This window comes from Rhodococcus sp. APC 3903 (assembly GCF_030407755.1).
GTDB classification, from domain to species: Bacteria; Actinomycetota; Actinomycetes; order Mycobacteriales; family Mycobacteriaceae; genus Rhodococcus_F; species Rhodococcus_F erythropolis.
Window position 1 is genome coordinate 149954 of sequence record NZ_JASDCV010000016.1, and the last position, 19613, is coordinate 169566.

General features: G+C 61.6%; 15 protein-coding genes and 1 riboswitch. Of the genes, 8 read left to right on the forward strand and 7 right to left on the reverse strand.

The features are described from left to right. Window positions 1-111 precede the first annotated feature (111 nt). Together QMA15_RS22500 and QMA15_RS22505 are read left to right on the forward strand one after the other, a co-directional pair. Window positions 112-1905, forward strand: coding sequence for an alanine racemase (locus QMA15_RS22500; RefSeq protein WP_290286541.1), 1794 nt, complete (start codon window positions 112-114; stop codon window positions 1903-1905). Window positions 1906-1936: 31 nt separating this feature from the next. Then, window positions 1937-2779 (forward strand): hypothetical protein, encoded by an 843-nt coding sequence (locus QMA15_RS22505; protein ID WP_290286543.1) that lies wholly within the window; start codon window positions 1937-1939, stop codon window positions 2777-2779. Here QMA15_RS22505 and QMA15_RS22510 read toward each other — a convergent pair whose 3' ends face one another. Then, the gene (locus tag QMA15_RS22510) at window positions 2780-3754 is read right to left on the reverse strand and encodes a TauD/TfdA family dioxygenase (protein WP_290286546.1); all 975 of its coding nucleotides are present in this window, start codon (window positions 3752-3754) and stop codon (window positions 2780-2782) included. Between the two features lie 111 nt (window positions 3755-3865). Between QMA15_RS22510 and QMA15_RS22515 the strand changes: the two genes are divergently transcribed. Beyond that, a complete protein-coding gene (locus QMA15_RS22515) occupies window positions 3866-4414 on the forward strand; it encodes a nuclear transport factor 2 family protein (protein ID WP_020908401.1) in 549 nt (182 codons plus the stop codon). A gap of 3 nt (window positions 4415-4417) precedes the next feature. Here QMA15_RS22515 and QMA15_RS22520 read toward each other — a convergent pair whose 3' ends face one another. After that, the gene (locus QMA15_RS22520; RefSeq protein ID WP_041815078.1) at window positions 4418-4651 is read right to left on the reverse strand and encodes a hypothetical protein; all 234 of its coding nucleotides are present in this window, start codon (window positions 4649-4651) and stop codon (window positions 4418-4420) included. Window positions 4652-4931: 280 nt separating this feature from the next. Here QMA15_RS22520 and QMA15_RS22525 point away from each other — a divergent pair, with 280 nt between their 5' ends. Then, window positions 4932-6425, forward strand: a complete 1494-nt coding sequence (locus QMA15_RS22525) for a stealth family protein (RefSeq protein ID WP_020970156.1) — start codon at window positions 4932-4934, stop codon at window positions 6423-6425. A 51-nt stretch (window positions 6426-6476) separates the two neighbouring features. On the opposite strand, the gene QMA15_RS22530 is transcribed toward QMA15_RS22525, so the two are convergent. From QMA15_RS22530 to QMA15_RS22540, 3 genes are all read right to left on the reverse strand, one after another. Next, on the reverse strand, window positions 6477-7844 hold the full coding sequence (locus QMA15_RS22530; RefSeq protein WP_020970157.1) for an NtaA/DmoA family FMN-dependent monooxygenase: 1368 nt from the start codon (window positions 7842-7844) through the stop codon (window positions 6477-6479). 20 nt (window positions 7845-7864) lie between these two features. Further along, window positions 7865-9211, reverse strand: coding sequence for an LLM class flavin-dependent oxidoreductase (locus QMA15_RS22535; RefSeq protein ID WP_151531919.1), 1347 nt, complete (start codon window positions 9209-9211; stop codon window positions 7865-7867). Continuing rightward, window positions 9194-9307, reverse strand: a riboswitch (SAM riboswitch). (Overlaps the previous gene by 18 nt.) Window positions 9308-9385: 78 nt before the next feature. Beyond that, the gene (locus QMA15_RS22540) at window positions 9386-10291 is read right to left on the reverse strand and encodes a phosphodiesterase (protein ID WP_020970159.1); all 906 of its coding nucleotides are present in this window, start codon (window positions 10289-10291) and stop codon (window positions 9386-9388) included. Window positions 10292-10630: 339 nt separating this feature from the next. Between QMA15_RS22540 and QMA15_RS22545 the strand changes: the two genes are divergently transcribed. Next, window positions 10631-12004 (forward strand): dicarboxylate/amino acid:cation symporter, encoded by a 1374-nt coding sequence (locus tag QMA15_RS22545; protein ID WP_003940669.1) that lies wholly within the window; start codon window positions 10631-10633, stop codon window positions 12002-12004. Between the two features lie 172 nt (window positions 12005-12176). Further along, window positions 12177-12536 (forward strand): excalibur calcium-binding domain-containing protein, encoded by a 360-nt coding sequence (locus QMA15_RS22550; protein ID WP_020970160.1) that lies wholly within the window; start codon window positions 12177-12179, stop codon window positions 12534-12536. Between the two features lie 52 nt (window positions 12537-12588). Here the strand turns inward: QMA15_RS22550 and QMA15_RS22555 are convergent, their stop codons facing one another. Next, complete coding sequence (locus QMA15_RS22555) at window positions 12589-13707, reverse strand: alpha/beta hydrolase family protein (RefSeq protein WP_113684019.1); 1119 nt, start codon at window positions 13705-13707, stop codon at window positions 12589-12591. A 111-nt stretch (window positions 13708-13818) separates the two neighbouring features. Between QMA15_RS22555 and QMA15_RS22560 the strand changes: the two genes are divergently transcribed. Together QMA15_RS22560 and QMA15_RS22565 are read left to right on the forward strand one after the other, a co-directional pair. Further along, on the forward strand, window positions 13819-17001 hold the full coding sequence (locus QMA15_RS22560) for a DEAD/DEAH box helicase (RefSeq protein ID WP_290286555.1): 3183 nt from the start codon (window positions 13819-13821) through the stop codon (window positions 16999-17001). Window positions 17002-17114: 113 nt separating this feature from the next. After that, window positions 17115-17690, forward strand: a complete 576-nt coding sequence (locus QMA15_RS22565; protein WP_003940660.1) for a TerD family protein — start codon at window positions 17115-17117, stop codon at window positions 17688-17690. Between the two features lie 82 nt (window positions 17691-17772). On the opposite strand, the gene QMA15_RS22570 is transcribed toward QMA15_RS22565, so the two are convergent. Beyond that, on the reverse strand, window positions 17773-19092 hold the full coding sequence (locus QMA15_RS22570) for a plasmid pRiA4b ORF-3 family protein (protein WP_290286557.1): 1320 nt from the start codon (window positions 19090-19092) through the stop codon (window positions 17773-17775). Window positions 19093-19613 lie beyond the last annotated feature (521 nt).

Here is a 19613-nt window from a genome sequence, read left to right on the forward strand (position 1 = left end):
CACGTAAGTGTCCTGCGACACAACAGTTGGAGCAAAGTTGTCCAGCTCACGCCAACCGTCCGGTCTGGAATGCCCGGATCGTGAACCGCCTTCGGAGAAAACGGGGAGATCATGACCGGCCCGACCATCACCGTCGACCTGCGTCGTATCGAACAGAATGCGCGCGTCCTCGTCGAGGCGTCCAGCGCTCACGGTATATCGGTGGCTGGTGTCAGCAAATCTACGTGCGGCTCCCCCAAAGTGGCACGAGCAATGGTCCGCGGCGGCGTCACGCAGATCGCCGACTCCCGCCTGGACAACCTGGCCCGCATTCGCCGCGACGGCATCACCGTTCCCCTGATGCTGATCCGCGCACCGTCGCTGAACGAGATCGACGACACGATCCGCTACGCGGACATCAGCCTCAACTCCGAGTTGACGACGATTGCTGCTCTGGGCAGAGCAGCGCGGGCGCGAGGAGTCGTCCACGACATCGTGCTGATGATCGACCTCGGAGATCTCCGCGAAGGAATCCTGCCGGCGGAGGCGTTGGACGTAGTCGCTGAAATCCTTCCCATCGAGGGCATCAGACTGATCGGAATCGGCGCGAACCTCGCGTGCGTCGGTGGCATCCAACCGACCGTCGACAACCTGTCGAATCTGGTCTACCTAGCCGACGAAATCACGAAGCGGTTCTCGATCGAACTGCCGATCGTTTCCGGCGGCAATACGTTCTCACTGCCACTACTCGAGACGGGCACGATGCCCGAGGGGATCAACCATCTGCGTTTGGGCGCCAGCATCGTACTGGCCGAATCACCTACTCCCCCCGGACTGTACGAACTGCTGAACAACGACGCCTTCACTCTCACCGCGGACATCATCGAGGCGAAGGTCAAGCCGTCGCGGCCGTATGGAGTCTCAGGCGAAGATGCATTCGGCCGACGCCCCGTCTTCGACAACGAGGACAAGCCGAGCCGACGCCTGATCTTGTCCATCGGCCGCGAAGACATCTCGCCGGAAGGCTTGACCCCGATCGATCCGCGCCTGAAGGTGATCAGTGCCAGCAGCGATCACCTCCTCGTCGACGCCGGAGAAACAGGCGACGAATACCGACTGGGTGGCACGGTCGACTTCACGATCGATTACGGCGCGCTCTTGATGGCGATGACGTCGCCCTACGTCGAAAAGCGTTATGTCCTGGGCACCGAACCGATCGACGCCAATGCAACAGTCGAATTGATCGACCTCGAAACTGCCGGCCTGGCACGCCATCTCCTCGATCACGGTCTACGCGAAGACATGTCCGGAATCGGATTCAACTGCATCCAAGCCGAGAACGCTGCCGCGGATCTCACGACGTTGCCGCTGTGGCTCACTTCCGAGGCCTGGCAGAACACCAGAATTCCGATCGCCACCGAACCCGGAACCGATTTGGGTGCAATCATTTTCGCCTCCCACGGCGATATCGAGCAATTGCTGTCGTCCGCGGCGGATCTGCACGGCCCCAGTTTGGAGAACACCGTCTTGGTGGGGGTCAAGAACGCCACGGTCGATCACAAGCGCGCACTCGACGAGTACGGGGTGTTGCTGGTGACGATCGACGAGATCGATCGTCATGGCATGGCAGCCTTGATGCCTCATGTCCTCGCCGCGGCGGGCCAGGGCGTGAACGGTGTCCACGTCCACTTCGACATGGACATCATCGACGGGCGTGTTCTCGGCGTCGACGACACGACGCACCTGGGCGGCCTCACATTCCGAGAAGCGCACCTGGCCGCCGAATTCATCAGCGAGACCGGCCTGACGAGATCGATGTCGATCGGAAGCGTCGCAGCGGCGGCTTCCGATCCTCTCGGCCGTCAGGCGACCTTCGTCGACGGATTGGTTGCATCGCTGCTGGGGCGCAAGGTGGTCAAAGCCTGACGTTGTCGGCAGCCCTTGCGAGAATCGTCCGATGATCACGCGGAGCCCCGGTCAACACGTATTCATCGCACTCGGCACGCCATGGATCGATGCCGTAGTCGCGTTTCTCGAACCCAGAGCGCGTGTGGATCCCTGGATCATGCACGGAAAGATGGCCATCGGTGACCTGGTGATCACTGTGCTCGACACCACTCCTCGCACGGTGCTCTGCATCGAGACCGTGGCTGCGCCGTTCGACGGCACGTCGCGGATGGAAGTCGACGAAGAAGTGAGCGCGCTCCGCTCTTTACCCGTCGTCCCCGAACTCGAACAACGATGGTCCATCACTTTTCCCACGGATCCAGGGCCGGTCGACGACGCACTGGCCGACCGGATTCTCGCGGCCGTCCAGTCATACGAAGTGCCCTACTTCGGCGACATCGACACACCGGATCCGACGTCCACGGCTGCCCACGCCCGAACGTTGATGCGCGAGCGGGGAAACTGCACAGGTTGCAGCGCACCGATGCCGTTGCGAAAGTTCAACAGCGGCGATCGCCTTCACTTTCATTCCGCATCACGGATCTTCAGGCAGGCCGAACCTGGGGACGACTACCCAGCCGCCCTGTGCCGCAAATGCACCGGAAGGATGGCCACTTCCGGGCACACCAACTTCATCGACTACATGCTGTCGAAGAATCCACTGTGCCCGCAGTGCGGTGCACACAGAACCGCTCAGTGTGCCCCGGGGATGCCGGTCCATCCGTTCGATCACCTACCGTGGCTCGCCGGAACAGGCTGCGTCGTGGGACCGGACACCCCCGAATGGACGTGCCGAGCGTGCAGTCACTCATGGGGACAGATGTTCCCGCCGGATCACCCGCAGCACGACTGATCAGTTCGCGGCGAAGCCAGGAAGCCGATCGATGTCCGCGATGATCGAATACTCCGCGGCATCGCCCTGGAGGATTCGACTCTGCTCGCCGCGGACGTCGACGGGGACGTCGCCGGCCAATGTCACCCGGTGCACACTGCGGGCCTGAGTCCCGTAGTCGGCGATACCGTAATGCTGAGTCGCCTGGTTGTCCCAGATCGCCAGGTCGCCGGCCGACCAGTTCCATCGAACAGTGTTTTCCAACTTGATGATTCGCGCCTGGAGGATCTGGTAGAGAGCGACCGACTCGGACGGCTTGAGGCCGACGAACTCCTTGAAGAAGTGACCGAGCAGGAGGGTCTTCTCCCTCGTCGCCGGATGGATCCGCACTACCGGGTGTTCGGTCTCGTAGATCTCGCGAGTGAATTCGGCGTAGTAGGCCTGGCGCTGCGCGTCTACCGGGTTCGCCTGATCGACAACCTCGGCATAGTCGTAGGCATTGGTGTGAACGGCACGCAGATTCTCGACAAATACCTTGAGCGAAGCCGGCAGTTGTTCGTACGCAGCGGTAGTGGACGCCCACGTGGTCGCTCCACCGTACTCGGGAATGGTCGTAGCTCGCAGAATCGAGGCTTTCGGGATGCGGTCGACGAACGTCACATCCGTGTGCCAACTGTTGGCAGCACGGTCGAGCACCAACAGCTTGTCTCCCTTGGACTTCACCGTGGGGTGCGGGGTGGTCTGGGTGCCGAGGGTTCCGGCGAATTCGTACTGCGACGTGTCGTCGAGATGCTGCTGCCCTTGGAAGAACACAACCTTGTGCGCTGCCAGCGCATAGTTGATCGCGTAGGCGGTTTCTTCGGACAAGTCCCCGGAGAGGTGTACGCCGTCGATGCGGGCGCCGATCAGTTCACCGACCTTGTGGACAGTGATTCCCCCGGCAGCGTAGATCTGCTCCGGGGTCTGAGTGGCGCGTTCGAGTTCGGTGATGGACATGGCGATCTCCTGTGAGTCGGTCAAGCCTACGGGCGCGGCAGTCGTCATGGCGCTGCCTACTGTGAACACTCAATCATTTACGCTGCAGGCTCGAATACGGTTGAACTCGAGGTGATCTCAAAGTTCGCCGCTCCCTCGCCGGAGAATATTGCCGCTCACTGGGACGAGGCCGTCGTCGTTGTCGTCATGAGCTGTAGCGTGCGATCTGCCGCACCCACGTCTACGGAGGACAGCATGCAACCCGAGGGCCCTGCCGAACAGATTCGTTCAACGCTCGCTCGGATCGCCCATCTGGCTGACACCGGCTCTGTCGAGGACTACGTCGAGCAGTTCACCCGCGAGGCCGAATGGAACATGCCGGCCAATCCCGATCGCGGTATCCCCGCACAGGTACGACGTGGCCGTGAAGAAATTGCCGCTGGAGTAGTCGAGCGCCGGGCCGCCGGCATTCAAGGTCCGGGCACATTCACACGCCACGTCACCACGGCGATCGCCGTGGACGTGACCTCGGAAACTACAGCCCGCGCGGATGCGGTGTGGACGTTCTACGTCGACACGACCACCTCGCCCAAGCTCAGCGGCGTCGGGAGCTACGCCGATGAGTTCGAACTCGAAGACGGGCGGTGGCGACTGTCGCGACGAGTGATCTCGCGCGGCTGACGGTCAGTCTTCTTCGCCGGTGATCAACTCACACCAGTCTTCGACCTGATCGATCCCCTCTTCCGCCCATTCCGGGCTCATGTCTTCCAGTGCATCGAAGACCACCTCGCAGGTCAGCATCTCCGGTGAACCCTCCGACCCCGCTGCCTCGGTTCGCTCCGCAGACGCTGTCGCAACTGGGCCGGCGGCCAGCGCAACCGCCATCGCGCCTGTTCCGACCATCGCTTTCACACGCATCGGTTCTCCTCCTTCACTCTCGCTTCGGTCCTCGGGGTACCCGACTCGCCCCGCCCTACCCATCGCCGTCACTCATGTCCGACTTTCGGCGGCGACGGCATAGACTGAGCTCGTCGCCACCACGCTCTCGCAGCGTCGGGGGCGACAGATACACAGCTGGATCAGAATCGGAAGGCATCCCATTACAGAATCTCCCGCTCCGCACGACATCTACTTCGTACCCCCGGAGCAGGACAGCCCCAATCCCGTGGAACCGGCGTCGGCCGCGTCACGCGCACGGATGGGCGAGCTACCCGAGACCGTCCGATTCAAGAATCGTTTTGCCCTCGCGATCACGACCACCACGCCGCTCGAAGCGATGGTCGAAGATCTCCTCTTCATCCGCGACATCCTCGACGCCGCAGGAATCGAGTATCTACTCGTCCGCGGAAACGACGAGCGCCCCGTGATCGCGGTGAGCTGGACCGAGCGCAAAAACCTGCGGCAGGCACTTGTCGAGGGATGCGCCAACGCACCCTTCTATTCCAAAACCGTCGACGCGAAGAAGAGCCCCGCGCTCCTTGTCGCGGACGGTGCCCTGTCGAAAACCAACAAGTCACGGATCTTCCGCTTGTTCCGTCCGCGGGTTCACGTCGCAAGCGGCATGAACTACGGCGCCAACATCGGAGTTCAAATCGAATTGTGGTCGATTTCCGACGAAGAAATCGTCCTACCCGTCGAGAACTCACTGACACGACGAACCGTCCTCCCCGAAGAAGCTGTCCGAGGAACCGTCGAGCGATTCGGCCGGATCTGGCCGACTATCGAGAACATGTTCGCCGATCATGCCTCCGATATCAGCTTCGATATCGATCTGGTCTTTTCCTGGGTCGACGGCTCTTCCAAGGAGTTTCAGGCTCAGCGCGCCAAGCGCATGCAGAACTACATCGTCGGAGAGGGCGACGAATCAGAAGCGCGCTTCCGTCAGATCGACGAGCTCAAATACGCGCTTCGATCCATCCACATGTACGCGCCGTGGATCCGGCGGATCTTCGTCGCAACCGATTCCGATCGTCCGGACTGGCTTGCCGACGATCCGCGAGTCACGTTCATGCCCAGCGAAAAATTCTTCGCCGATCCAAGTGTGTTGCCTACCCATAATTCTCAAGCTGTCGAGTGCCAGCTGCACCATATTCCGGGTCTGGCAGAGCATTTCCTCTACTCCAATGACGACATGTTCTTCGGTCGCCCCGTTGGCCCGGACATGTTCTTCTCCCCCGGTGGGATCAGCATGTTCATCGAGGCCGACACCAGAATCGGATTGGGACACAACGACAACGACCGCAGCGGGTTCGAGAATGCGGCTCGCGTCAACCGCCGGCTACTCCAGGACCGCTTCGGTCTGATGACCACCAGGCATCTGGAGCACGCAGCGACGCCACTACGCAAAAGCGTGATGGCCGAGATGGAACGCGAGTTCGCCGAAGACTTCGCCGCAACTGCAGCAAGCACCTTCCGCGCGAGTTCCAATATCTCGGTGACCAATTCGCTGTATCACTACTACACACTGATGAGTGGACGGTCGGTGGTACAGAAGTCCGCAGCCGTCAAGTACGTCGATACGACGGTCAAAGCCGGTTTGCGCGACATGGACTCACTGCTCGCCAAGCGCTCCATGGACTTCTTCTGCCTCAACGACGGCAGCGCTCCGGAGATCGATCTGGAACTTCGCACACGCAAGATCACGGAGTTTCTGGAGAGCTATTACCCCATCCCGGCGCCCTGGGAAGCCTAGACAAAACAAGGGCCCAGCCGATTTCGGCTGGGCCCTTGCTACTTCGGTCGATCAGCGTGCTGTCGCACGCTCCCGCTGCACCGGGATGGGCAGTCCGAGATTGTCACGCAACGTCGTTCCTTCGTAGTCACTGCGGAGAACACCTCGATCCTGCAGCAGCGGCACCACGTCGTCGACGAACTCGTCGAGGCCGGTCGGCACGAGGTGCGACCCGAGGATGAATCCGTCCGAACCGTCGTTGCTGACAAACGAATCTATTTTCTCGGCAACCTGCTGCGGTGTACCGACGATCGGTCCACGCTCGAACTGATCGATCACCACTTCGCGCAGATTCAACTTCTTGCTCTCGGCTACCGCGCGCAGTTTTGCGACGGTCGCGAAACGATCTTGGTGAATGAAGGCGCGGCCCTGGATGATCGGCGGAGCCTCGGGATCCGGAGCGATATCGGGTAGTGGTCCTTCGGGGTCGTACTTCGACAGATCGAGATTCCAGATCTGTTCGAGCAGAACCAAAGCGGTCTGGCCGGTGACCTGCTGGTCGCGAATCTCTCGGTACTTCTCGATCGCATCTGCCTCCGAGGTGCCGAGAACAAAACTCGCCGACGGCAGGATCTTGATGTCACCCGGGTCACGTCCGGCCGCGACGGCACGTGCTTTGATATCGCGATAGAAATCGGCCGCCTCGGGCAACTGACCGTACGGTGAGAAGATCGCGTCGGCATTGCCGGCAGCAAAATCGCGCCCCTGCGGCGACACCCCGGCCTGCAGAATAACCGGGCGCCCTTGCGGGCTACGCGGCACTGTGAATCGGCCGTTCACGTCGAAATGCGATCCATGAAAAGCGAATTCACCGGCATCCGGTCGCGCGAGAAAGCGCCCTGATGCCTTGTCGGCCACGATGTCGTCGCTTCGCCACGAATCCCACAGTTCACGCACCAGCGCTACGGTCTCCTCCGCACGCTCGTATCGTTGCGCGCGGTCGAGGTATCCGCCGCGGCGAAAGTTCTGGCCGGTGAATGCGTCGAACGAGGTGACGACGTTCCAGGCGGCACGCCCTCCGGACAACTGATCCAGCGTCGCGAATTGGCGGGCCAGTTCGTACGGCTCGTTGAACGTGGCATTGATAGTGCCGGCCAATCCGAGGTGTTCGGTTACCGCCGCCAACGATGCAAGGACCGTGAAGGTGTCCGGCCTACCGATGATGTCTTGGTCGAAAATCTGTCCCGCACGCTCACGAAGGGCGAGGCCTTCGGCGAGGAAGAAGAAGTCGAACTTCCCACGCTCGGCGGTTCGAGCGGTGTGCTCGAAAGAATCGAACTCTATCTGGCTGCCCGCCTGCGGATCCCACCATGCAGTGTGATGGTTGACGCCGCCGAGGTAGGCACCCAGGATGACCTGCTTACGCTTCTGAGAACTCATGAAAATCTATTCCTCGTCTGTCAGGCGGCCGGAGTGCCGGCGGCGTAGCGGTTGGGAACGTCGATGGGTAGACCAAGGAGTCCGCGAAGATTCGTCTGCGGATATTCGGTGCGGAATACGCTGCGTCGCTGCAGTTCAGGCACCAGCTCACCTGCGATGGCGTCGAGGTCGTCCACGAGGACGCCCGGCCGCAACCGGAAGCCTTCGATTCCCAACTGCTGCCACCGGAGCAGGAGATCCGCCAACTCCGCAGCAGAGCCGGTGAAGGTCAGCGCGTCCGAACGGTATTCGGCGCCGGCCTGCGCGTCGAGGCGAGCGAGCCGTTCCTTTCCGGTTTCTTCCGGCGCATCGAAGAAGACGACGATGTCGGTGAAGACCCGAAGAGGTTCGCCGGTGCGCTGCACGTGTTCTTCGGCGGCTCGCACTTCACCCAGGATTGCCGTGACCTGCTCGTCGTCGAACGGCGTCACGAACACCAGATCGGCCGTCCGCGCCGCCAGCTCGTACGCGACCCGCTGATGTGCCAACGCGGTAACGACGGGATGCCCCTGCGGCGGGCGCGGAGTCACCGACGGTCCACGGACCGAGAGGTACTTTCCCTCGAAGTCGATGTAGTGCAACTTGTCTCGGTCGATGAACCGGCGCTGCTCCACATCGCGGATCTCGGCGCCGTCCTCCCAGCTGTCCCAGAGTCGCCGGATTACGTCAGCCGCCTCCGCAGCTTCGTCGAACAGGTCGCGCACGAAGTCCGGGAGGACGCCTGAAACGATCGACTGACGGTCGGCATCGGTGAGCGCTGGGATGTCGCGACGCCCGAACTGTGCTGCCTCGGATTCCGACGCCGAAACCTTCACCTGCCATCCGGCGCGACCGCGCGAGGTGTAATCCAGCGTGGCAACGGCTTTGGACACGTGAAACGGCTCGGTGTGAATGGTGGTGATGGTCGGGATCAAGCCGATGTTGCTCGTGATCGGTGCCAGTCGGGCGGCCACGAGATGTGCGTCGAGCCGAGCGCGCACCCGATCAACCGCGTCGTCGACGGGCTCGAGTGGGTTGGCCGGCACCGAGAGACTGTCCTCGATGGTGACGAAATCGAGCAGACCACGCTCGGCGGTCGTCACCACGTCAGTCCAATACGACGCGCTGAACAGCTCACTCGGGCGCGAGTGTGGCTCTCGCCAGGCTGCAGGGTGCCAACCGGCACCGTCCAGCGCTACGGCGAGATGCAACGGAGCAAGATGAGAAGAGGGGGTGGAGGTCATCGGCGCATACTCCTGTTCGAGAACTACTCGGGAGCGCACAGTGCCGACCGCAGAAACCGTCAGCACCCGACTGACGGTTCTCGTGGCGACTGCCGCTTGCGACACGCACCGCGCGTATCGCCAGGTGTGATTCCGGGGCACCCCATCGGCATGAAGGGTTGCCGTCCAGCTAGCCGGTCCTTGTTGCTGGAGCTCTGCACCTACCTCGACGGTAGTGAGTACGCGACAGCCCGGCAATCACCCCGAACTGCGCCGGGGTGCCGGAAACCGCCTGCCACCTCAGATGATCGAGCGTGCCGCCTTTTCGCTCTCGAGGATTCGAATACCGGCAGCGCTGAGCCTCCGGGCTCCCTCGGCCGCGTCGACAGGCTCACCGACCGTCACGTGCGCGCCGAGTGGAACGACCGAATGAACAATTGTCTCGTCGTAGACGTGCACCAGGTTGCACCCCTGAGCCCCGTCACGACCACGCTGACCACCGACTTCCACGTTCAAGTCCTGGGTGTAACACGTCGACGACGCCACGGACACCGGAATGCCGGCGAACGTCGCCGTCGTCGAATAGTGCAGATGCCCGGCAAGAATCGCCCGGACGTCGCTGCCACGCAAGACGTCTGCCAACCGGGACTGATCGCGCAACTCCACCAGAACCGCGAGATCCTGAATGCACGGAACCGGCGGATGATGCAGGGCCAGAATTGTTCCGTCGGGCGCGGGCACCGCCAATTCTGAGCGTAGCCAATCCAATTGACGATCCGAGATCTCACCGTAGTGGTGACCGGGAACCGACGAATCCAGGGTGATCACCCGCAGTCCGTCAAGGTCGTAGACGTTGTCGACGGGATGATCGGTGGCGTCCTCGCCCAACAGCAGAGACCTGAAAGTAGAGCGGTCGTCGTGGTTGCCCATCGCCCAGATGACCTGCGCATCGATCTCGGCCGCCACGGGTTCCACGATGGCTTTCAATTCCGCGTATGCGTCGGGGTGTCCCTGGTCGGTCAGGTCGCCGGTGAATATCAGTGCATCCGGGCGTGCGCCCGAGGCCACGATCCCGCTGAGCACTTCCCGCAATCTCGTCGACGCATCCACGGCGTCGTACAACTCCCCCTGAGCCACCAGATGCGTGTCACTGAGGTGCACCAGGAAATGCTTCGGACGCGGGTACTCGGCATTCCGAACGCTCATCGGTCTCTCGCTTCCGCTTGCCGACGCTTAGGCGCCGGTGCGGCACCTACTGATCGTCGAGACTAGTCAACCGACCAACAGTGACTGATCGGGGCACGCCCGACGAACACGAAGCGAACTCCCGCGGCGACCCTCGGGATCGAGTAGTTGAAGCTGCGAGTAGTGTGTGGACAGTGTTGTTCCTGACCAGTCGGCGTTACGTCGACCTTCGCCTGCAGGCGAGCGCAATGTGTACGCGCTCGCTCTGACCTGACGCGTACCAGGAAACATTTCTTCGAATCTGCCCGGCCTCTGGTGCCGCGCTGCGTTTCGCTCCCTTGATTTTCGAAAGGCATAGTCATGCCCAGCTCCACCTCCACCGGCGTGCCGGAAAAGTCCACGTCCCGTTTTCCGTCCTGGGCGACGGCATTCGGACCGCAGATCGTCGCCGGTCTCGTACTCGGCGTCATCATCGGTCTCGTCGCCCGGGCAATGCCTGATGCAGCCGACGGCAACGTCAACTGGTTGGTCGGCACCGTGCAGACCATCGGTTCGAGTTACGTCAAGCTGCTCACCGTTGCGGTGATCCCGCTGGTGTTCACCGCCATTGTCAGCTCCATCGCCAACCTGCGCCAGGTCGCCAATGCAGCTCGCCTGGCCGTGCAGACCTTGCTCTGGTTCGCGATCACCGCTTTCATCGCTGTGATCATCGGCATCATCGTCGGCCTGATCACCGATCCCGGTTCACGGACCGACGTCGCCGCCGAAGCCGCGAAGGAACCCAAGAGCTCCGGCTCGTGGTGGGCGTTCATCACCGGACTGGTTCCGAACAACTTCCTGGGGTTGGGTGCAAAGACTTCCGTCGCCGAAGGCGTGGCGACTACATCGCTGAGCTTCAACGTCCTGCAGCTGCTCGTCATCGCCGGCGCAATCGGCATTGCTGCACTCAAGATCGGTCCCAAGGCTGCGCCGTTCCTCGAGTTCAACGCTTCGCTGCTCGCGATCGTCCAGAAGGTCCTGTGGTGGATCATCCGCCTCGCCCCGATCGGCACCGCCGCGCTGATCGCCAACGCTGTCGCCACCTACGGCTGGGATGCGATCGGCTCGCTGGGCGTCTTCACCGCCGCCATCTACATCGGTCTGGCCATTGTCTTCTTCGTGGTCTACCCGATCCTGATTGCCGCACACGGTCTCTCGGTTCGAAGCTTCTTCTCCGGTGTCTGGCCCGCAACTCAGCTCGGGTTCGTCTCGCGCTCGTCGATCGGCACCCTGCCGCTGACCGAGCGCGTCACCGAACGCAACCTCGGCGTTCCTCGTGAGTACGCCTCGTTCGCAGTTCCGCTCGGTGCCACCACGAAGATGGACGGTTGCGCCGCAATCTATCCCGCGATCGCGGCAATCTTCGTCGCCGGCTTCTACGACGTTCCGCTGACCTTCACCGATTACCTGCTGATCGTCGTCGTTTCGGTCATCGGCTCGGCAGCAACGGCCGGAACTACGGGTGCGACAGTCATGCTCACACTCACACTCTCCACCCTGGGTCTTCCCTTGGCCGGCGTCGGACTGCTCCTCGCAGTCGAACCGATCGTCGACATGGGCCGTACCGCAGTCAACGTCACCGGCCAGGCACTGGTCCCGGTCATCGTCGCAAAGCGTGAGGGCATTCTCGACAAGGAACGCTTCGACGCTCCCCGCAACGGTGATCCCTTCGCCGAGGAACTTGTCGACGCGTAACCCTCGCTGACAGCAGCAGCGTCCCCGCACCCGAGCAATACGGTGCGGGGACGCTGCTTTTCACCCCAGGTTTCACCCTTACCGAAATAGACCATTTGGTCGTTATGGCCAGTATGCTCAGCCGGCACAGCCCTCCGAAGTGGAAGGGCTGCCCAGTTGAACACGAGGTCACATGAAGCTCCGCCGTCTGGCATTCAGCATCGCAGGTTGCGCCGCAATCACTCTGGTTGCCGCACCCGCCGCTCAGGCATCCACGGTTTTCGATTTCCTACCGATCGAGATCGCACGCATGATTCCGACTGGCTCTGCCGACGCAGTCCAGCCGTTCCTTCCCCCGGTCTTCGCACCGCCTGCACCGCCCGCTCCGCAAGCGCCCCAGAACCAGCCGGCGCCGCAGAACACTCCCGCACCGGCGCGGTATTACCAGAACTGCACTGCCGTGCGTAACGCCGGCGCAGCTCCGTTGTACCGGGGCCAGAACGGATATGCCCCGCATCTCGACCGGGACAACGACGGCATCGCCTGCGAGTGATCCAACGCTCGGGTTGTGGTGCACCCACAACCCGAGCACTGTTGTCGAACCGTCAGACGCCCAACGCCCGGGACAAAGTCGGCCACGCCTTGGGTAGTCGTTCACGCCAATATGCCCACGCGTGTGTGCCGTTCGGCTCGTAATCTACCTGCGCCGGAATCTTCAGCTCCTGCAACCGCGCGTCGAACATCTTGGTGCAGGCATGCGCAGCAACCTCGATGCCGCCGCCGATCACCAGACGCTCGAGTAGTTCCGGAGTCTGCAGCGTCTCGTCGGATCCGGGACGACCATTTGCCGTCGACACGTAGATTTCCTTGCCACGCAGCTTCTCTGCGTTGATCAACGAATCGTGTGCCTCCCACTCGGGGCCTCCTGGCACACCCCAGATGTTGGCCGGATCTCCGCTTCGCGAAGAAATCGTGGCCTGGACGGCAGTTCGGCCGAGCGGATCCATCGTGGAGTAGCAGCCACTGAAAACCGCGACGCCACGATACATGTCCGGAAAGCGTTGGGCGAGCATCATTGCGCCCATCGCGCCCATGGAATTGCCGGCAATCGCGTTGATGCCGTTGGTCTTCAACCGTGCGTCGATCAGCGGTGGCAACTCTTCGGTGATGAAGGTTTCCCACTTGTGCAGTCCCAGCCGCGGATCCGGATTCTCCCAGTCCGAGTACAGGCTCGCGATACCACCGTTGAGCATCACGACGTTGACGTTCTTGTCGGCGAAGAACGCCGGAGCGCCGCCGATCGTCATCCATCCGCTGCTCTTCTCACCGGCGTCGACACCCTCGAGCATGTACAGCGCCGGGCGCGGAACCGAATTGTCCGCGGGTAGCAAGATCTCGACGCCGACCTCGCGTCGAAGTGCAGGCGACGCCACCGTCAGCCTGATTGCCTGCGGTGCGGTCACCTTCTCGCCGACGATGGCCGGGACGACGATGTCGTCGCGCAGCTCCGGCTTGGGGCCCGGATCCTCCTGAAGCGGTCCTGGGATCGTCGACCCCGAACTCACGCTGCCCTCGACGCTGCCCAGACTTCCCGAGCTTCCCGAGCTCCCGGAACTCGGCGCTGCCGTCGACAGTCCGCCCAACTGCAAAGAAAGTGCACAGACGGCCAAACACACCGCACCTGTGCGCGCAGATCGGATCCACGCACGCCGCTCAGTCCTCATGAAACTCCCAAACCAGTCAAAGATGTTTCCGTGAACATACCGTGCAGTTCGGACTTTCTTGGACAAACGACCACGACAAGATCTGTCGGTCACCGCTACTAGGCTGGCCCCGTGCAACCGGATTCAGTCAGGGCCCTCGACCTCGACCGAATTCGCGCTGTCGTGGGCACAACCACCTACGAACGCGGACTTACCTACCTGCGGCAGAATGCAGTCGAATCCATCGCATGGAACGACACCGCTGACACCTTGACCGGCGCTGTATCGGGAACTGCGCGAGAGCCGTACACCTGCACGATTTCGGTAAGTCGCAGCGCGGCCGGTACAGCAACGTTCACGCGTGGCCTCTGCACGTGTCCCGTGCGGATGAACTGCAAGCACGTAGTCGCGTTGGTGCTCGCAGCGGTGGCCGAGGCGAACAAGACTCCACAACACCTCGGATGGGACAGCGCGCTCGAGGAGTTGCTCCGACCAGACCCGGCCGGCCGCACTACACGTGGACTTGGCATTCAATTCACCACCCGAACCAAGGGCGCATCGACAAGGCTCATCATCAAACCCGTGCAACCAGGAGCGAGAGGGTGGATCTCCGGCGGGCTCGCCTGGAACAAACTCGGAAGCACTTTTCAGTTCCCCGCAGATCACCTCCGGGTTCTACGCGACATACATCTCCTCCACAGCGCCGGCAACTACTACCGAAATCAAAATGCCGCGGAAATCGATCTTGCCGGGTTCGCGAGCCCGCAACTCTGGTCGCTTCTTCGTGAGGCCATCAGCGTCGGCGTTTCACTCGTTCACTCGAAGGCCGGCCTCGGCAACATCTCCCTACTCGACGATGCCAGCATCTGCCTCGACGTCCACGGTGCAGAAGACAACAACCTCCGCCTGACGCCCCGAATTCAGGCCGGTGGGCACATCGTGACTCATTCCGACTGGGGACTGGTCGGCACGCCGGCACATGGCGTCTTCGCGCTCGACGACGCCAACGCGATCACTCTGACACCACTGCACACGCCGATAACTCACCAATTGAGGCAGTTGATCGACTCCGGAAAATCGGTCGACATCCCCGCCGAGCATCGGGATGCATTCACTTCGCGGTTCGTGTTCAAACTCGGAAACCTCGCTCCCGTCATATCTTCCGACGGCGCCTACAACCCACCGACTGTGTCCGGTCCACGGCTACAACTGGTCGCCACGTACGCGGACAACCACCGCATCGACATCGAATCGGCATGGAAGTACACAGTCGATGCCGACGAACTGATCATTTCTACCGCAGACACAACCACCGACGAGTCCGAGATCCGCAACCACGTTGCCGAAGATGCCATTGCCAAGAGCCTCGGTGCGGCCGCGGCGAAGGCCACTCTCGCGGGAACGTTGGCCGGCCTCGATTCCATGCAGTTCACACTCGACCTCCTCCCCCAACTCGACGCGAACGACGACGTCGACCTCACCGTCGTGGGCACTCCCGCCGACTATCGGCCCGCAGACGACGCTGTCGTGATCGGCCTCAGCACGTCAGCCCCCGACGGGAACAGCGGATCCGACTGGTTCGACCTCGACGTCACCGTCGACGTTGCGGGACAAAGCGTTCCGTTCACCACGCTGTTCTCCGCCCTGAGCAAGGGTGAGACTCACATACTGCTGCCGGACGGCGCCTTCTTCCGACTCGACGCACCCGAACTTCTCGGTCTACACCGACTCATCACCGAAGCGCGGTCGCTGCTCGATCGACCAACCGGCAAACTCGCGATCAGCAAGTTTCAAGCCGGGCTGTGGGAAGAATTGACGGCACTGGGAAGAGTCGAACATCAGGCAGCAGCTTGGAAGAAGCAGATCGCAGGATTGCTCGGCGGTTCCGGGATCGATCCCGTCGACGTCCCCGCCACGTTGACGGCAACACTGCGCCCCTATCAGGTCGACGGATTCCGCTGGCTCAACTTCCTCCGGCAGCACAGCCTGGGCGGCATACTCGCCGACGACATGGGCCTGGGCAAGACCCTGCAAACTCTCGCAATGATCTGCACTGCACGGCAATCGAATCCAGCGGCGCCGCCCTTTCTGATCGTTGCTCCCACCAGCGTGGTCTCCAATTGGAAATCCGAGGTGGCCAAGTTTGCACCAACCCTCCACACCGCTGTCATCACGGATACTCTGCGGCGCAGAAGAACCGACCTGGCAACACTCGTCGACGGGGCGGACATCGTCGTGACGTCGTACGCTCTCTTTCGCCTCGACACCGATGCGTATTCGGCGGGCGTCTGGTCCGGACTGGTACTCGACGAAGCCCAATTCGCCAAGAACCACAAGTCCAAGGTCCACAAGTGTGCGACGGCAGTGAACGCACCCTTCAAACTCGCGATCACCGGCACTCCCATGGAAAACAATCTCATGGAGTTGTGGTCGCTCCTCGCGATCACTGCACCAGGACTGTTCCCCAGTCCCACCACCTTCACCGACGTCTACCGCAACCCGATCGAAAAGGAAGGCGACACAGAGCGATTGGCGCAACTTCGGCGGCGCGTCAAACCGCTGATGGTTCGGCGCACCAAGGAACAGGTGGCTGCAGACTTGCCGCCGAAGCAGGAACAGATACTCGAGATCGAGTTGCATCCGAGCCATCGCGCGATCTACGACACCCATCTGCAACGCGAACGGCAGAAGATTCTCGGACTGCTCGACGACGTCGACAAGAACCGATTCACGATCCTGCAATCGCTGACGGTGCTACGCCAACTCAGTCTCGACGTCTCGCTGGTCGACGAGGAAAGCGGACCTGTCCCCTCAGCCAAGGTCGACGCTCTCGTCGAGCAATTGGACGACGTCATTGCCGGCGGACACCGTGCGTTGATCTTCAGCCAATTCACCGGGTTCCTCGGTTCTGTCCGCAAACGACTCGAAGCGGAAAAAATTCCGTACAGCTATCTCGACGGTTCGACGCGCAATCGCGGTGAAGTGTTGGAGGAGTTCAAGTCTGGCGTAGCCCCCGTATTCCTGATCAGCCTCAAGGCTGGTGGCTTCGGCCTCAACCTCACCGAGGCCGACTACTGCTTCATTCTCGACCCTTGGTGGAACCCGGCCGCCGAGGCACAAGCGGTCGATCGCACTCACCGCATCGGGCAGACACGAAACGTCATGGTCTACCGTCTCATTGCCAAAGACACGATCGAAGAGAAGGTCATGGCGCTCAAAGCCAAGAAGTTGGCATTGTTCTCGAATGTCATGGACGCCGAAGGGACACTCGGCACCGGACTCGACGCCGAGGATCTTCGCGCGCTGTTCGAGTGAGGTAGCTATTCGGTCGAACCGCACCTACCCGCTCACGGTAATGTGAGTCGAGAACGGACAACACAGAACTCCCGAACGAAGAAATCCACTTCGTTCGAACGAGAGGAACCTGAATGGGCGTCACACTTGCCAAGGGCGGCAACGTATCTCTGTCGAAAGCCGCACCCAACCTCACCAAGGTCGCAGTCGGTCTCGGCTGGGATGCACGCAGCACCAGTGGTGCCGACTTCGACCTCGACGCCAGCGCGTTGGTCACCGGCCCGGAACGCAAGGTTCTTTCCGACCTGCACTTCGTCTTCTACAACAACCTTCGCTCGCCCGACGGATCCATCGAGCACACCGGCGACAACCTCACCGGTGAAGGTGACGGCGACGACGAAGTCATCAACGTCGACCTCCCGGCTGTACCGCCCAACGTCACCAACATCTTCTTCCCCGTCTCGATCCACGACGCCGATGCCCGACTCCAGTCCTTCGGGCAGGTCACCAACGCCTACATCCGCGTCGTAGATCTGTCGAATGGATCCGAGCTGGCACGATACGACCTCTCGGAAGACGCTTCCACCGAGACCGCCATGCTTTTCGGTGAGCTCTACCGCCACAACGGCGAGTGGAAGTTCCGCGCAGTCGGACAGGGCTACGCATCCGGACTCGCCGGCATCGCCCGCGACTACGGCGTCAACATCTGATCTCCTCCAGGACATGAAACGGGGTTCGATTCGGCATTGCCGGATCGAACCCCGTTTCGGTTGTCTGCATCGAACGCGCGAGTTAACGCTGCAGGATCGCCCTCGCGAGGTGAACAGCCCAGGGAGAGTCCTCTTTGGTGCCGAACTTCCCCAGCTCGTACCCCGTAGCGCCGATCAAACCGAGCACCTCTACGGTGCTCCCGGACGTGTCACGTTTGGAAGTCTGAGCGCCGGACATGAGGATGCTTGACGACCGAATCGACTCCAGTGCTCCCGCGACGAAGCGATGACGATCTGCCGGCGACAAACCAGCGGCTACGGCGAGGAGGACAAGAAGTTCCACTGCTCTCTGCGAGCCTCCCGGCGCAACCGGAACGCTGTCGACGATCACCGACCACATGATTGATGCGTCCTGCTGCGCTGACTGTCCCCGCTTCGTCAGCACAATCTGCCCTTTGTGCTTTCGCACCAGGCCAAACCTCTTGAGTACTGCGAAGAGTGATCGCCCCTTGGGAAGGTTGACAGGTCCTAGTTCGGGTTCGTCGAGCATTGCGTCGACCGTCGTGAAGAAATCATCAGCGTCGACCCCTTCGACACCGATCAGCGTCAAGACCGCTTGAAGGCGTTGGCCCGCCTCGACGTGGACCAACTCTCCGATTGCCGACTCATCGTCAATGCCGGCTCGGGCGAGGACCGCGTGCAGTTCCGGGACTCGCGAGGGTTCCAGGCATTCGACGAGCATTGCGATGTCGTACGGCGCAACGATCTCGTCCGGTCGAGGTATATGAAGCCGATTGTTGACCTCAGCGATCTCGAATCGTGTCGGCTCGAATTCGGTTTGCGGCCATTCGAGGGTCCATTCGTGGGAGCGCAACTTCTCCGAAGCGAGGACACCGAGGAGCTGCTCGTACTCGTCAGGCCCGACGCATTCCTCCGGCGGACACGCACCGCGACCCGCGGCACACACAATTTGGAATCCGTCGGGCAGTACTTCCGAAGATTCAAGTGTCAGCGTGTGACTCCAGTTTCCGAAGCGTCCGTAGCGATATCTAAGTTCATCGCCGGGCGAGGCCATGACCTCGTCCAGACGTACCGCAGACTCTACGATCGCCACTCGTCCGGCGAGGCGCTGCTCGGCGTTGCTTCCGGAAGCTACATACTCTTCGACCTCGCCGGGAAATCGGGTTCCTGACTTGGACCACGCGTGCGAATGACGGTCACTCCACCCCATTGCCCGTTGAACGACCGAATGCAGGTCATCCAGATTCAGATCCGACGCGACGAGAATTCGTCGCCAGATCTGAGTGGATACATTGTCGACGCTGATACGTATCGCGTATTGCGCCGGTACCGCGCGCCTCTTCGAACGTAACGATCGCGCAATCTGAATGCCCCCACGCACTCCGCCAGCTTCTTGTACAAACCTTTGCAGTTCTTCAGGTTCCGTCGGAACGAGTCGCAAATGCGACACCCGCGAGCTGCTCAACCCCACCATGACACTCAGCCTAGGCCAAAGTACTAGGGACAAAGGCACAAAATCGGAGAGTACTTCGCACCTATGAGAGGGTTCACAATCTGTACCTTGGCTAACCAGTCGCTACGTGCGTCGGCGCTGGCATCTTCCTCGCCCAATCCCTGCCCTGATCGTGCCCTGATCGTGCGAACGGTACGTTCGGTCGATCTGAGGCGACGAAAGTACCGTTCGCTCGAAGTCGGGGGTGTGCCGGCCGTGTGCTCCCGCTCATGATGGTGTGAACGGGGCGTTCGGTCGATCTGAGGCGACGGACGTGCCGTTCACTCGATGTGGGGGGTGTTTGGGTACGAGAAAGCCCCCCAACCATCACTGGTTGGGGGGCTTCTCTTAATTTGTGTTCGGCGGTGTCCTACTCTCCCACACCCTGTCGAGTGCAGTACCATCGGCGC